Consider the following 14190-nt stretch of genomic DNA (forward strand, 5'->3'; position numbering starts at 1 on the left):
TCGTGCTCGGACTCCTGTTTCCCGTCGTACGTCCCCGTACGTGTCACGGCCGTACGTCCCCGTACGCCGTCATGCTCCTGCGGCGCCCCCCAGATGAAGACTCTCGCGGCAACCGTTCCGTTCCCGGTCCCGGGCACTTGCCGGGGCCGGAAAACGCGTGGCATGTCACGCCCGGCACGCATTAAGCTCCCGCGCTTTCGGTGTCGTGGCCTGGGAGGCGGTGCACGTGGGCGCAGGACGGTTGTACGCGGCCGTCGCGGCGGGGGGATTCAGACGGTACGCGACGTATCGGGCGGCGACGGCGGCCGGGGTGTTCACCAATACGGCATTCGGGCTGATCCTGGTGTACACGTACCTCGCCCTGTGGGACGTCCGGCCGCACCTGGGCGGTTACGACCAGGCGCAGGCCGTGACGTACGTGTGGCTGGGGCAGGCGTTCCTGGCGGCGCTCGCGATCGGCGGGGGCGGCGTCGAGGACGAGTTGATGGAACGCATCCGAACGGGTGACATCGCCGTCGACCTTTACCGGCCGGCCGACCTCCAGCTGTGGTGGCTGTCGGCCGACGCGGGCCGGGCGATGTTCCAGCTGCTGGGCCGCGGGGTGCTGCCCTTCGTGTTCGGGGCGCTGCTCTTCCCGGTGGCCCTGCCGTCGGACCCGCTGACCTGGGCGGCGTTCCTCGGGGCGGTGCCGCTGGCGCTGCTGGTGGGCTTCGGGATCCGCTTCCTGGTGGCGCTGAGCGCGTTCTGGCTGCTGGACGGCGCGGGCGTGGTGCAGATGGCCTGGCTGGCCGGGTACTTCTGCTCGGGGATGCTGCTGCCGCTGAACGTCTTCCCGGGCGCGCTGGGCGAGGTGGTCCGGGTGCTGCCCTGGTCCTCGCTGCTCCAGGCCCCCGCCGACATCCTGCTGGGGCACGCGGACCCGCTCGGCACCTACGTCTTCCAGGGAGCGTGGGCGGTGGCGCTGCTGGCGGCGGGGCGGCTGGTGCAGTCGGCGGCGACGCGGCGGGTGGTGGTGCAGGGTGGCTGAGCCCACCGCGGACCCGGCCGGCAACCGGCTGGTGGAGGGTCTGCGCGCTTACCGCCTGATCGCCGCGATGTGGATCCGCTCCACGATGGCCTACCGCGCCTCCTTCGTCATGACCACGGCCGGGAGCTTCGTCGCGACCGGACTGGACTTCGTGGCGATCCTGCTGATGTTCTCCCGCGTCGACGCGCTCGGCGGCTACGCGCTGCCCGAGATCGCCTTCCTGTACGGGCTGTCCGCCACCGCTTTCGGTCTCGCCGACCTGGTGATCGGCTCCATGGACCGGCTGGGGCGGCGGGTGCGCGACGGCACCCTCGACACGCTGCTGGTCCGGCCGGCGCCGGTGCTCGCGCAGGTGGCCGCCGACCGGTTCGCGCTGCGCCGGATGGGCCGGGTGACGCAGGGGGCGCTGGTGCTGGGCTGGGCGATGTCACGGCTCGACGTCGACTGGACGCCGCTGAAGCTGCTGCTGATGCCGGTGATGCTGGTCAGCGGCTGCGGGATCTTCTGCGCGGTGTTCGTGGCCGGGGCGGCCTTCCAGTTCGTGGCGCAGGACGCCTCGGAGGTGCAGAACGCGTTCACCTACGGCGGCACCACGCTGCTCCAGTACCCGCCGACGGTGTTCGCCAAGGAGCTGGTGCGCGGGGTGACGTTCGTGCTGCCGCTGGCCTTCGTCAACTGGCTGCCCGCGCTGTACGTGCTGGGGCGGCCGTATCCGCTCGACCTGCCCCGGTGGACCGCGTTCGCGCCGCCGCTGGTCGCGGTGGCGTGCTGCGCGCTGGCGGGGGCGGCCTGGCGGGTGGGGCTGCGGTCGTATCGGAGTACCGGGAACTGACGGGAACTGACGGGAACTTGAAGGGGCGAAGGGGAGAAGGGACGTACAGGCGTATGGCGACGGCGGTGGACGGTGTGGAGGGCAGGGACGGCGTGGACAGTGGGGACGGCGCGGGCGGTGGTCTCATCGAACTCGACCGGGTCGAGAAGGTCTTCGACGTGCGGAAGAAGACCGGGTTCCTGAGGCGCGAGCGGCGGCAGGTGCGGGCGGTCGACTCGATCTCCTTCAGCGTGGCGCGCGGGGAGATGGTCGGCTACATCGGCCCGAACGGCGCGGGCAAGTCGACGACGATCAAGATGCTCACCGGCATCCTGACGCCCAGCGGCGGCCGGCTGCGGGTCGCCGGCATCGACCCCTCCCGCGAGCGGACCCGGCTCGCCCGGCGCATCGGGGTGGTGTTCGGGCAGCGTACGACCCTGTGGTGGGACCTGCCGCTGATCGACTCCTACCGGCTGATGCACCGCATGTACCGGATTCCCGACGCCCGTTACCGCGAGAACCTCGACCGCTGCGTCGAACTCCTCGAACTCGGCGAGCTGTTGGACGTGCCCGTACGGCAACTCTCCCTGGGCCAGCGGATGCGCGGCGACATCGCGGCGGCCCTGCTGCACGACCCGGAGGTCCTCTACCTGGACGAGCCGACCATCGGCCTGGACGTCATCAGCAAGGCCAGGGTCCGTGAGTTCCTGCGCGACCTGAACGCCGAACGCGGTACGACGGTGCTGCTGACCACGCACGACCTTCAGGACATCGAGCAGCTGTGCTCGCGGGTGATGGTCATCGACCACGGGCGCCTGATGTACGACGGCCCCCTCACCGGCCTGCATGAGGCGGGCGAGAGCGAACGCACCCTCGTGGTCGACCTGGAGCGCGAGCTGCCACCGATCGAGCTGCCGTCCGCGCGCGTGGTGCGGGTCGAGGGGCCCCGGCAGTGGCTGGCCTTCCCGGCGGCCGAGTCGGCGGCGCCCCTGGTGGCGCGGATCGCGGCGGAGTACCCGCTGGTGGACCTGTCGGTGCGGGAGCCCGACATCGAGGCGGTCATCGCGAGGATGTACGCCGAGAAAGCGGTCTCGTAGGCTGCTGCCATGACGGAGGACCTGCCGGAGCTTCGCGCTTCCGACGCCGATCGTGAACGAGTCGTCGAACATCTGCGGGACGCCCTCGCCGAGGGGCGGCTCGACATGACCGAGTTCGAGGAGCGGCTGGAGGCGGCGTACCAGGCGCGCACGTACGGCGAACTCGCGCCGCTCACCCGGGACCTGCCCGTGCCCGGGGTGGTCGCCCCGGCGGTGAACATGGTCAAGCAGCCTGTGCAGGACGGAAGTTGGGCGTCGCGGGTGGTCGGCGGCGAGGGGTCCTCGTCGTGGGCCGTCGCCATCATGGGCGGGTTCGAGCGCAAGGGGCGCTGGACCGTGCCCAAGCGGTTCGACTGCTTCACCTTCTGGGGCGGCGGCGGCATCGACCTGCGCGACGCCAACTTCGCCGACCACGAGGTCGTGATCAACTGTGTGGCGATCATGGGCGGTGTGGACGTGATCGTGCCGCCCGGCGTCGAGGTGGTGGTGCGCGGCATCGGCATCATGGGCGGCTTCGACCACCGCGAGGACGGCGCGCACAGCGAGCCGGGCGCCCCGCGCGTGATCGTGACCGGTCTGGCCTTCTGGGGCGGCGTGGGGGTCAGGCGGAAGCCCACCGAAGCGGAACGGCGCCGCCTGAAGGAGCAGCGCCGCCAGGAGAAGCTGGAGCGCAAGGCGGAACGCCGCAGGCTCGAGTAGCCGCGGCACCCCCTGCCACGGCGCGGCCTACAGCTGTGCCTGCCCCGCCTTCTTCAGCAGCCTCAGCTCGAACACCTCGGCCATCTCCTGGTACCCCAGGTCACTGGGATGCAGATGGTCCCCGGAGTCGTACCCGCCCCGCAGTCGCCGGGGAGCGTAGGGGTCCCGCAGCGCCCTGTCGAAGTCGACCACCGCGTCGAACACCCGCCCGCTGCGGATCTCCGCGTTGACCTGCTGCCGTACCGCGTCCCGCGCGGGCGTGTACCCGCGGTGCCCCTCGAACGGCATCAGCGTCGCCCCGACGACCTTCAGCCCGCGCGCGTGCGCCCGCGTCACCAGCGTGCGCAGCCCGCGGGCGATCTGCTGCGGGTCGGCGAGCCGCGGATTGCGCAGGATGTCGTTGACGCCGAGCTCGATGACGACGACCTTGGCACCGGTCCGCTCCAGCACGTCCCGCTCGAACCGGCTCAGCCCGCTGGGGTTGTCCGCGGGCCGCCCGAGCCGGTCGGCCAGCACCTGGTTGCCGCTGATGCCCTCGTTGACGACGCTGTAGCGCGGCACGTCCCGGTCCTCCTCGACCGCCGCCCACAGCCGGCCGGACAGGACGTCGGTCCAGCGGCGGTCGGCGCCGACGGTGGAGGTGACGCCGTCGGTGATCGAGTCGCCGAGGACCACGACCGTCCCCTCGGCCTCGTCGCTCAGCACGTCCAGCGCGGTCAGATAGCGCCAGACCGTCGTCCGCTCCGTGTACGGCGCTCCGGTCACGTCCTCGGTGCGGTCGCCCCGGGCGACGTAGGAGATCTGGCGGGCGTACGGGTGGTAGGTGACCGGGCCCGACGGAGTGGGGGAGTAGGTGGTGACCAGGACGTCGCCGCCCCGCGGTACGGCGATGCGCACGGAGTCGCTCATCACGTGCCCGCCGGCCGGTACGACGACCGAGGGGGCGCCGGCGAAGGTGAGCCGTCGCATGGTGCGCGTGGCGGCGGCCGCGGTGGCGTCACCGGCGGCGACGGCGATCGAGGCGTGGGTGACGTACAGCGGCGCCTGACCGTAGAGATTGGACAGCGTGATCCGGGCACTCGTCCCGGCGACGCTCGTGTGCACGACGTTGCGCACCGAGCGGCCCGCCATGCCGTTGAGCGCCGTGCCGGGTTCGGCGGCGGCCGGAGAGGTGGCCCAGGTGGCGACCCAGGTGCCGGAGGAGGCCGGGGCGGCGGAATGGCCCGACGCACGGCCGGTGGCCGGCGCGTCGGCCAGGCGGCCGGTGCCGGAGGCGATCCCGGCGTAGATGGCGGCGGAAACGACGACGATCAGTGCGACGATCGCGGTCAGCAGGGCGTAACCGTGGCGTCTGGTCATGGGGGTGATGCTCTCCTCGGGCGACGCCGGCCGGAGCCCCGGCACTCCGATCCGATGGGCACATGGTGGGTCATGAGCCCGGGGAGAATTGGCTGGATCCTGCCGAACCCCCCTCCGGACAGACGCCGGGAACTCTTGTTCCGTTCCGGGAGTCGGTCAGGAAGGGACAATTGTGCGCGGGATCACCGAACGGGTGGAGTGGATGGAACAGACGACACAGGCGGGCCGGGGAACGGCGGACGCCGTCTCCCAGCGCGCGATGACCGTGTTCAGCCCCGCCGACGAGGAGCGGCGCCGCGGGGTGCGCCGCATGAAGCTGACCGCCACCGGGATGCTGCTGTTCGTCGCCGTGGTGTACGTGCTCGCCAAGTGGGGCGAGCATGCGGGCGCCGGTACCTGGACGGCGTACGTCGCCGCGGCCGCCGAGGCCGGCATGGTCGGCGCGCTCGCCGACTGGTTCGCGGTCACCGCCCTCTTCCGCCACCCCCTCGGCCTGCCCATCCCGCACACCGCGATCATCCCGACCAAGAAGGACCAGCTCGGCATCTCGCTGGGCGAGTTCGTCGGCGAGAACTTCCTCTCCGAGGACGTCGTACGGCAGCGGCTGCGCGCCGTCGGCATCGGCAGCCGCCTCGGCGCCTGGCTCGCCCAGCCGGAGCACGCGGACCGGGTGACCGCGGAACTGGCCACCGCGCTGCGCGGCGCCCTGACCGTGCTGCGCGACTCCGACGTCCAGGCCGTCGTCGGCGAGGCGATCACCCGCAGAGCCAACACGCAGGAGATCGCGCCCGGCATCGGCAAGCTGCTGGAGAAGGTCGTCGCCGACGGCGGCCACAAGCGGGTCGTCGACCTGGTCGTCTCCCGCGCGCACGACTGGCTGGTGCTGCACAGCGACTCCGTGATGGACGCCGTGCAGGGCGGCGCGCCCGGCTGGACGCCGAGGTTCGTCGACAGGAAGGTCGGCGAGCGGGTCTACAAGGAGCTGCTGCGCTTCATCACCGAGATGCGGGACATGCCCTCGCACCCGGCGCGCGGCGCGCTCGACCGCTTCCTCACCGACTTCGCCACCGACCTCCAGTCCGACACCGACACACGCGCGCGTATCGAGCGGCTCAAGGGCGAGGTGCTGCGTCGCGGCGAGGTCCAGGATCTGATCGCCTCCGCCTGGACGGCCGTACGATCCATGATCGTGGCGGCGGCCGAGGACGAGCGCAGCGAGCTGCGCCTGCGGGTCCGCGCCTCGCTGCTGTCCCTTGGCGCCCGGATGGCCGAGGACTCCAAGGCGCAGGGCAAGGTCGACTCCTGGGTCGAGGGCGCGGCGGTCTACGTGGTGACGACCTACCGCAAGGAGATCACCTCCCTGATCACCGACACCGTCGCCGGCTGGGACGCCGAGCACACCACCCGCAAGATCGAGGCCCACATCGGCCGCGACCTCCAGTTCATCCGCATCAACGGCACGGTGGTGGGCTCCATGGCGGGAGTGGTGATCTACGCGGTGACACGGGCGATGGGGGCGTAGGCCTCCGGCGGTCGGACGGGATGCCGGGGCCTGGCGTGTCCGGGGGACCCCCGGCCCTGTCGTGGCTGGCGGACGGGGCGGGCTTTGGGGCGGGGTGTCCTTGGGCAGGACGGGCATTTGGGTGGGGCCGGGCTCTTGGGATGGGACGGGTCCATGGGCCGGGCGGGGCCTGCGGGCGGGACGGGCTTTTGGCTGGGGCGGGTCCTTGGCGGGGCGGGCCCTTGGGCCGGTCGGCCGTCCGCCGAGCGTGATCCACGCGGTTCGGGGGAACCCGCATGACGTTCCGCTCGTCGTGGAGGGAGCCCATGGCCACCGCCGAGGCCGAGACCGGCCGTACCGTGACCACCGACATCCCCGCCCGCCTGGACCGCCTTCCGTGGTCGCGCTGGCACTGGACGATCGTCGTCGGTCTCGGCACCGTGTGGATCCTCGACGGTCTGGAGGTCACGGTCGTCGGCAACATCGCCAGCCGCCTGTCCGAGCCCGGCAGCGGCCTGTCGATCAGCTCCGCACAGGTCACGGGCACCGCGGCCGCCCTCTATGTGGCGGGCGCCTGCGTCGGCGCCCTCTTCTGGGGCCGTCTGACCGACCGCTACGGCCGCAAGAAGCTCTTCATGATCACCCTCGCGGTGTATCTGGCGGCCACCGCCCTGACCGCGGTCTCCTTCGAGGCCTGGTGGTTCTTCCTCTTCCGTTTCCTGACCGGTTTCGGCATCGGCGGCGAGTACGCGGCCATCAACTCCGCGATCGACGAACTGATCCCCGCCGCCTACCGCGGGCGCGTCGACCTGATCATCAACGGCAGCTTCTGGTTGGGCGCCGTCGGCGGCTCCCTGCTGTCGATCCTCGCCCTGAACACCGGCATCCTGGCCGCCGACCTGGGCTGGCGGCTGACGTTCGCGCTCGGCGCGGTCCTCGCCCTGGTGATCCTCCTCGTCCGCAGGCACGTCCCGGAGAGCCCGCGCTGGCTGCTGATCCACGGCAGGGACCGGGAGGCGGAGGAGGTGGTGACCGATATCGAACGCCGGATCGAATCCGAGCGGGACGAGCCGCTGCCCGAGCCGCACGGCCGGATCACCATCCACCAGCGCCGCAGCGTGAGCTTCGTCGAGATCGCCCGCACGGTCTTCGCCGACTACCGCAGGCGCGCCGTCCTCGGCTTCTCCCTCTTCATCGGCCAGGCCTTCCTCTACAACGCCATCACCTTCGGCTTCGGCGCGATCCTGACCAGGTTCTTCCACGTCCCCTCGGACCACACCGGCTACTACTTCGCTGTCATCGCGGCGGGCAACTTCCTGGGCCCGCTGCTGCTGGGCCGCCTCTTCGACACGGTCGGCCGCCGGGTGATGATCTCCTCCACCTACCTGCTGTCCGGCCTGCTCCTGTTCGGCACGGCCTGGCTGTTCGGCCGCGGCACGCTGAGCGCCGGCACGCTCACGGCCTGCTGGTGCGTGGTGCTGTTCTTCGCCTCGGCGGGCGCCTCCAGCGCCTACCTGACGGTCTCCGAGATCTTCCCGATGGAGACCCGGGCGATGTCCATCGCCTTCTTCTACGCCCTCGGCACCGCGGCCGGCGGCATCAGCGGCCCGCTCCTCTTCGCCGACCTCACCAGCACCGGCAGGGTCGGTGACACGGTCCTCGCGTTCCGGATCGGCGCCGCCCTGATGTGCGCGGCGGGCCTGGTCGCCGCCTTCCTCGCGGTCAAGGCCGAACGCCGCTCCCTGGAGGACATCGCCACACCGCTGACGGCGGTGAAGACACCGGAGGCGTTGCCCTAGCCGTGCGGCTGCCGAGGACCAGCCGCACGGGTGGCTGCCGCGGACCAGCCGCCGAGGGTCAGTCGCCGTAGAAGTACCGCGTGCCCTTCTCGATGAAGTGGGAGGCGTAGGCCCGGCCGAGGACGGGCTTGCCGCGGTACATGCCCACGTAGCGCTGCCCGCTGTCGACCACCACCGGCCGCGCCATGCAGGCGAACTCGTTGCGCTGCTGCTCCTCCGCCCACCGCACGGCGGCCGGGTCGACGTTCTCGCTGACCAGGACCGGGAAGGCGGCGACCCCGGTCTGGAGGCCCACGGGCAGCCCGCCCTTGGTGTCCTTGGCGTACTTCAGGACTCCGTAGGTGAAGCCCCTGATGGCCTCCACGGTGATCTCGGGGACCGCCGCGGCCACCGTGAACAGATGCAGATTCGTGGCCATCCAGCGCATCCGGAAGTCGGAACGGCGTCCCACGAGCACGGGCATCCCCTGCCAGTCCTCCCACCGGGTGCCGCAACCGTCGGCCCGCAGCTGGCTCTCCAGGGCGGCGAGGTAGGCTCCCGCCCCCGACTGCTGCTGCCCGAACCCCTGTTCATACATGAGCGGGATCCTATGCCCGCCGTGACGCCGCCCGTCAGGCTCCCGTCGTGGAGCCCGGCCTGACGATCATCAGCACCGTCACGGCGGCCCACAGCAGGTTGAACTGGCCGGTGAACATGGCGAGCCGAACGGTGGCCCTGGGGGTGAGGGTGGGGGCGGCGGCCGTAGCGGTGGTGACGGCGGTGGTGGTCGTGGCGGCGTCACCGCCCCCACCGACGGTGCTCTCTGCCACCTGCCGTTCCTCCAAGGCCTCGGCTATGGCGGTCTGCCGGGGCAGCACCAGCGCGACGAGGACGACGGCGGCGAGCGCGGTGAGGACGATCGACACGATCAGCCAGGTGTCGCCGAGCACGCCCATGTTCTTGGCCGTGGCGAACCCGAACACCGGGACGGCGACCCCGACGACGGCGTAGACCCGGCAGATGCGCAGCAGCAGCCGCACGGTCTCCACCGCCCGCGGGTCCTCGGGCGCGGTCAGCGCCCTGCGCGCGGCGGGCGGGAACATGCTGGCGGCGACGGTGACGGGCCCGATGGCGACGATCGCGGCCAGGACGTGCACGGCGAGAAGGAACTTGGTCACGCCCCGACGCTAGACACCGCTCCGATCTTGAAGAAGTGGCGAGAGTGACAGGGATCAACGGATTCCCGCCACCACCCCCGACGCGGACGATCGGCGGCCCTGCCCACCCCTCCGGGGCCGGGGACTAGCGGGCGTCCCGCCGGTCGGCGACGGCCCAGGAGGCGAGGGCGACCGCGCCCGCGACGGTGAACACGGACGGCCAGGCGCCCACCTTCTTGGCCAGCGGATGCGACCCGGCGAAGGCGGCGGTGAGCGCGCCTGCCGCCTTCCCGCCGGCCCGCTGCTGCCACTGCCACGCGGACGCGGCCCCGGCGACCGCCAGCACGGCCCCGCCCAACTCCCGCTTCCCGGTCCACCGGGCCACGCCGTACCCACCGACGAGCCCACTCGCGGCGACCACTGCCGCAGGAACCCTGACCATCGCTGCCTCCCGCACTCGTAGGACAAACCAGGCTAACCCGCACGTCAGGCGGCGGACCGACGGGGTCTGCCGTCCCCGTCGAGGGGTGAGACGCAGGTCACATCAATTGCCCCGGCGGGTCCGTCACACATCGCGGACCGGCTTCGTCGTAGGTATGGAAGCGAAACCAAGCGAAGCAGCACGAAGCAGAACGAACCACTACAAGGAGTCCAGGATGGAAGCCCGTCTCAACCTCTTCGGCAACGCCCTCGCGGCCAAGTTCCTCCGCCAGATCAACGCCGCGGGCAAGACCGTGTCGGACTCGCCTCTCCCGGCCTCGACCCAGGAACTGGTGAAGATCCGCGCCAGCCAGATCAACGGCTGCGGCTTCTGCCTCGACATGCACACCAAGGACGCCGCCCACGCCGGCGAGACGGCCGTACGCCTCAACATGATCGCCGCCTGGCGCGAGGCCAAGGTCTTCACCGAGGCCGAGCGCGCCGCCCTGGAACTGGCGGAGCAGGGCACCCGCATCGCCGACGCCGCGGGCGGCGTCACCGACGAGGCCTGGGCCAACGCCGCCAAGCACTACGACGAGGACCAACTGGCGGCCCTGGTCACCCTCATCGCCATGATCAACGCCTACAACCGCCTGAACGTCATCGTCCAGCAGCCCGCGGGCGACTACGAACCGGGCATGTTCGGCTGACCCGGGACCTGGCACCCCGTCGACCGCGACGGCCCTCTCGTCGACCTCAACGGCCGCCCGAGGACCCGTCGAGCCGGCCTGAGATCCTTTCCCCATGACCACACCACCAGACGGACTGCCCCGTTACCGGGTCCTGACCGGCCCGGACGACGCCTCGTTCTGCCGGCGCGTGAGCGAGGCGCTCGACCTTGGGTACCGACTCCACGAAGGCCCGGCCCTCACCTTCGACGGCGAGAACGTCGTCGTCGCCCAGGCGGTGGTCTGGCCGACGGGGCCGGAGGAGCGGGGATAGGGACGGTGGCCGCACGGTCCGGGCGAGCCTTGAGCGACGGCCGGGCCGTGTGCGGTTGTCAGGGTGTCAGCTCTTCAGACGCGGATCGGACTGCCTTGTCCTTGTGGCGCTGGTGATGGGCGTCGGTGAGGGGTCCTGTCGGTAGAAGATGTCGATGTCCACCTCTTCGCCGCCGACGGTCAGGGTGTCCCAGGCTCCGCTCGCGAGCAGGGTGCGGACGGTTTCGGGCTTCAGTTTCCGCAGGTGGTCGCGGAGGGTCGCGTCGTCCGGCATACCCGGGACCCGCGGTGAGAGGCGGCCGCGGATCTCCCGCAGCCGGTCCATGAAGGCGTCGATGTCCGCCTCGTTCCCCTTGTCCGCCGCGCCGTCCGAAGCCTCCGACGACGCCGCCTCGATGCTCTGCGCGATCGTGTCCTTGATCGCGCAGGTGTCGCCGTGTTCGTCGGTGGTCACCATCGCGTTCCAGGCACGGCTCTTGTGCCGGTACTGGAGCATCGACATCGCCGCCTCGTGACGGACGAAGTCGGCGTCGCGGAAGGCCTTCCCCCGCCAGGCGTTGCTGAGGGAGCGTGCGAGCGAAATGGCCGACGCGAGTCCGCTGTTGAGCCCGCGCCCCGGCCAGAAGTGGATCGCGTTGGCGGCGTCCCCGAGCAGGAAGCCGTACGTTCCCAGGGTGTTGGACGTCGTGGAGTGGAGCCGGGCGGTGAAGCGCGGCCGCTGCACCATGTCCAGGCGGAACCCGGTGACGGCGCTCAGGTTCTTCTCGGTGACGCCGAAGAGGACCAGGCCCTCCAGTACGCGCTTCCACAGGGCCGAACCCTTGACCAGGGCAGGCAGGAACAGCGTGCCGTGGGTCGAGCAGCGGAAGTCCCCTTCCTCGTTGCGGCCCATGAGACAGGGCCGCGAGGCGACACACTGCTCGAACACGTGCCGGACAGGGTCGACCCCGATCACCTCCTGCGCCTCGGCGTCGGTGAGGCGCATGTTCAGGAAGCCCTCGCCACGCAGGGAGTTCAGGAGGAAGCGGTTCTGGGCCACCGTCAGCAGGACGGCCATGGGGTCCGGCAGGTCGGACTTCACCCGCAGCCCCAGCACGACGTCCTGGACGTGCTGCCCCTTCAGGGAGTAGATCGACGCGTCGGGGGCGCCGAACTTGTCGCTGAGGTGGTCCCGGGTCCGTGAGCGACCGCCCTCGCAGATGGCGAGCACATGGTCCTTGACCACCGACTCACGCTGCTCGGTCGCGTCGAAGCGGGTGGGAACGAGCCGGATCCGGTCGGATTTCTCGTTGGCCATCTCCAGGAGGACGTCCTCGACGTAGGCGATCCGGACGTTCCGCGGGCCGTAGCCCTGCACGGAGTCCGGCCCGGCCGGCCACATCTCGGTGTACGCATCGGCGCCGAACAAGCGTTCCTGGACCTTCTCGGGGAGATTCAGGTACTGGCGGCTCTGGACCGTCACGACCTGCTGCCGCCGGACATTGCCCTGCGTCTCGTTCTTCCAGACGACCCGCGAGCCGTCCTGGGTCCAGCGGCCGTCGTAGACGGTGATGGCCACGCGCCGCCCCATCAGCTGCTCCAGCAGCAGGGCGAAGCTCAGCCCCACGGGACCGCCGCCCGACACGGTGACGTTCAGGGCCGGGCCCGGCGCGGCGGCCGCGAGCGGGTTCGGGACATCCGTGATCGTCTCCATCGCCTCGGGGATCTCGAAGCAGAAGACCTCGTCGCCGATCGTGATCTCGTCCCCGGACGCGAGGACGTGGGACGTCACCTGCCTCCCGTTGACCAGCGTCCCGTTGCGGCTTCCCCGGTCGTACAGGACGTAGCGGTCGGCCTCCCGCAGCACCTCCGCATGCAGACGCGAGGCCCGCCCGCTGGCGATCACGACACTGCTGTCACCGCTGCGGCCGAAGGTGACCGGAGTGGCGCCGACAGAGAACCGCCGCCCGGCCAGGGGCCCCACACGCCCGGTGATCGAAGCCGGCATGGCCACTCCCCCCTTGGAACTGTCTGTACTGGCCCCCGGCCGGCCGCGGTCATCACGCCGGCCGACTCAACCCGCTGTGCTGCTCCTCGGAACGTCCTACGCAGACGTCCGGCCCATCAACTCCGAGCGGACGCATGCCCTTTCCCCGGCATGCCCCACCCCGAAATTCGACAGCTCGACACAGCCAGCCATGGTCCCCCCACGCCCGTTGCCCCAGCCCCCAACAGGTGGGTTCCAGGTTCGCGCCACGATCGCCTCCGCGCAAGGCCGTAAGGCGGGAAGGTGCAGATCAGGTGTGGTGTGGCGGGAGGGGTGCGGGGGAACTCAGGTGTCAGCGCGATGAGTGTTGAGAGCAGCGGCACGATTGCCGGATGGGGCCGGTCCGTTGCGACGCTACGTCCGCCTCAAGGTGTCCGGAGCAGGCTCTGCGTCGCACTCGGCCGGCGGGCTCAGCAGTTGGGCGATGTCGCGGACGGCGACGACCTGCCCATTGCTCGCCTCCAGGCCCTGGGCCGCGAAGAAGGCGAGGTTGACGCTGAACAGGGCCATGCGGATGCGCAGTGTCTCCTCAAGGGCGTGGGTAGCGCAGAAGACGATCCACGTTCTGTGCGCATCCGAGGTCAACGCGGCGGCCCGGGGCTCTCGCGTTCGCCGTTCAGGACGTGATCAGAAAGGGCCCCGACGATCCGGGAGAGCCCCAGGACGAGAAGGTCTGGGCCCACATCCGTCCAAGCCGACGGGTGTTCTTCGATGTCGTGCGCGACGATCTGAGGTGAGAACGGGTCTGGTGGGAGGGTGGCCGCCGGGTACTGCCCGCAGAGGCGGCGAACCAACCCTGAGTTGTCCACACCCAAGTCGCGCGCCAGCCGTCGCGCGGTCGGTATCCCCGAACCGCTCGTTGACCTACTTCGGGCGCATCTCAAGGCGCAGGTAGCGGAGCGAACCGAGGCCGGGAAGCGCTGAGAGGAGAACGGCTTGGTCTTCCCGGATGAGCGCGGCCGAAGCCCGTCGTACCGCCGGGACTGGGTTGAGTGGAAGGCTCTTCCAATGGGCCTCATGGGGTGGTCGACCACGGCCATGGCCGCGCGGTACCAGCCCATGGTGGATGCCGTGCGGGCCGACAGCGCGAGGCAGGTGGACGGTCTGACAACGCGCTTCGGCTGGGGGACGACGGTGGCGAGGGCTTGCCCTAACCCCGGTTATTCAGCGGAATTGGTCGGGCTGACGCCCTGACAGCAGAAAGGTGCCGCTGACCTGTGAGGATGCGAGTGTCTAGATCGTATCCGGTGCAGAAGTCAGGACACCTTTCTGGTGAGCGAGCGTACAGGGTGGGATCGTCGGCTGTCCGTGGCA

14 protein-coding genes and 1 pseudogene are annotated in these 14190 nt (G+C 70.8%); 9 read left to right on the plus strand and 6 right to left on the minus strand.

Annotation, left to right across the window (positions count from 1 at the left end):
- Positions 1 to 226 precede the first annotated feature (226 nt).
- Genes ABZ818_RS17405 through ABZ818_RS17420 form a run of 4 tightly spaced genes read left to right on the plus strand, consistent with a single transcriptional unit; the run spans position 227 to position 3634 of the window.
- Entirely contained in the window at positions 227 to 1027 is an 801-nt protein-coding gene (locus ABZ818_RS17405) for an ABC-2 family transporter protein (RefSeq protein ID WP_361415109.1), read from the plus strand.
- Positions 1020 to 1859 carry an ABC transporter permease gene (locus ABZ818_RS17410; protein ID WP_361415111.1) on the plus strand — a complete coding sequence of 280 codons (840 nt, stop codon included), beginning with the start codon at positions 1020 to 1022 and terminating at the stop codon, positions 1857 to 1859. Before ABZ818_RS17405 ends, ABZ818_RS17410 begins: the two co-directional genes overlap by 8 nt.
- Positions 1860 to 1912: 53 nt before the next feature.
- Positions 1913 to 2935, plus strand: coding sequence for an ATP-binding cassette domain-containing protein (locus ABZ818_RS17415; protein WP_361415113.1), 1023 nt, complete (start codon positions 1913 to 1915; stop codon positions 2933 to 2935).
- A 9-nt stretch (positions 2936 to 2944) separates the two neighbouring features.
- Complete coding sequence (locus ABZ818_RS17420) at positions 2945 to 3634, plus strand: DUF1707 domain-containing protein (protein WP_361415115.1); 690 nt, start codon at positions 2945 to 2947, stop codon at positions 3632 to 3634.
- A 27-nt stretch (positions 3635 to 3661) separates the two neighbouring features.
- Here ABZ818_RS17420 and ABZ818_RS17425 read toward each other — a convergent pair whose 3' ends face one another.
- The gene (locus ABZ818_RS17425) at positions 3662 to 4993 is read right to left on the minus strand and encodes an SGNH/GDSL hydrolase family protein (RefSeq protein ID WP_361415117.1); all 1332 of its coding nucleotides are present in this window, start codon (positions 4991 to 4993) and stop codon (positions 3662 to 3664) included.
- 202 nt (positions 4994 to 5195) lie between these two features.
- Here ABZ818_RS17425 and ABZ818_RS17430 point away from each other — a divergent pair, with 202 nt between their 5' ends.
- Both ABZ818_RS17430 and ABZ818_RS17435 read left to right on the plus strand, forming a co-directional pair.
- Positions 5196 to 6515, plus strand: a complete 1320-nt coding sequence (locus ABZ818_RS17430) for a DUF445 domain-containing protein (RefSeq protein ID WP_361415119.1) — start codon at positions 5196 to 5198, stop codon at positions 6513 to 6515.
- A 305-nt stretch (positions 6516 to 6820) separates the two neighbouring features.
- Complete coding sequence (locus ABZ818_RS17435; RefSeq protein WP_361415121.1) at positions 6821 to 8293, plus strand: MFS transporter; 1473 nt, start codon at positions 6821 to 6823, stop codon at positions 8291 to 8293.
- Between the two features lie 58 nt (positions 8294 to 8351).
- On the opposite strand, the gene ABZ818_RS17440 is transcribed toward ABZ818_RS17435, so the two are convergent.
- The 3 genes from ABZ818_RS17440 to ABZ818_RS17450 form a co-directional block, all read right to left on the minus strand.
- Positions 8352 to 8870 (minus strand): levansucrase, encoded by a 519-nt coding sequence (locus ABZ818_RS17440; protein ID WP_361415123.1) that lies wholly within the window; start codon positions 8868 to 8870, stop codon positions 8352 to 8354.
- 34 nt (positions 8871 to 8904) lie between these two features.
- Positions 8905 to 9450 carry a DUF2269 family protein gene (locus ABZ818_RS17445; RefSeq protein WP_361415125.1) on the minus strand — a complete coding sequence of 182 codons (546 nt, stop codon included), beginning with the start codon at positions 9448 to 9450 and terminating at the stop codon, positions 8905 to 8907.
- 124 nt (positions 9451 to 9574) lie between these two features.
- On the minus strand, positions 9575 to 9871 hold the full coding sequence (locus ABZ818_RS17450; protein WP_361415127.1) for a hypothetical protein: 297 nt from the start codon (positions 9869 to 9871) through the stop codon (positions 9575 to 9577).
- A 214-nt stretch (positions 9872 to 10085) separates the two neighbouring features.
- Here ABZ818_RS17450 and ABZ818_RS17455 point away from each other — a divergent pair, with 214 nt between their 5' ends.
- Together ABZ818_RS17455 and ABZ818_RS17460 are read left to right on the plus strand one after the other, a co-directional pair.
- Positions 10086 to 10559, plus strand: coding sequence for a carboxymuconolactone decarboxylase family protein (locus tag ABZ818_RS17455; protein ID WP_361415129.1), 474 nt, complete (start codon positions 10086 to 10088; stop codon positions 10557 to 10559).
- Between the two features lie 94 nt (positions 10560 to 10653).
- A complete protein-coding gene (locus tag ABZ818_RS17460) occupies positions 10654 to 10851 on the plus strand; it encodes a DUF1737 domain-containing protein (RefSeq protein WP_361415131.1) in 198 nt (65 codons plus the stop codon).
- A 66-nt stretch (positions 10852 to 10917) separates the two neighbouring features.
- Here ABZ818_RS17460 and ABZ818_RS17465 read toward each other — a convergent pair whose 3' ends face one another.
- Positions 10918 to 12837: an FHA domain-containing protein gene (locus ABZ818_RS17465; RefSeq protein ID WP_361415133.1), complete on the minus strand. Its 1920-nt coding sequence runs from the start codon at positions 12835 to 12837 to the stop codon at positions 10918 to 10920.
- A 393-nt stretch (positions 12838 to 13230) separates the two neighbouring features.
- Positions 13231 to 13386 (minus strand): hypothetical protein, encoded by a 156-nt coding sequence (locus ABZ818_RS17470; protein WP_361415135.1) that lies wholly within the window; start codon positions 13384 to 13386, stop codon positions 13231 to 13233.
- 240 nt (positions 13387 to 13626) lie between these two features.
- Between ABZ818_RS17470 and ABZ818_RS17475 the strand changes: the two are divergent.
- A pseudogene (locus ABZ818_RS17475) lies at positions 13627 to 14070 on the plus strand (hypothetical protein); the annotation flags it as partial.
- Positions 14071 to 14190 lie beyond the last annotated feature (120 nt).

Origin of the sequence: Streptomyces sp. NPDC047453, from assembly GCF_040643155.1 — a bacterium.
Lineage (GTDB): Bacteria > Actinomycetota > Actinomycetes > Streptomycetales > Streptomycetaceae > Streptomyces.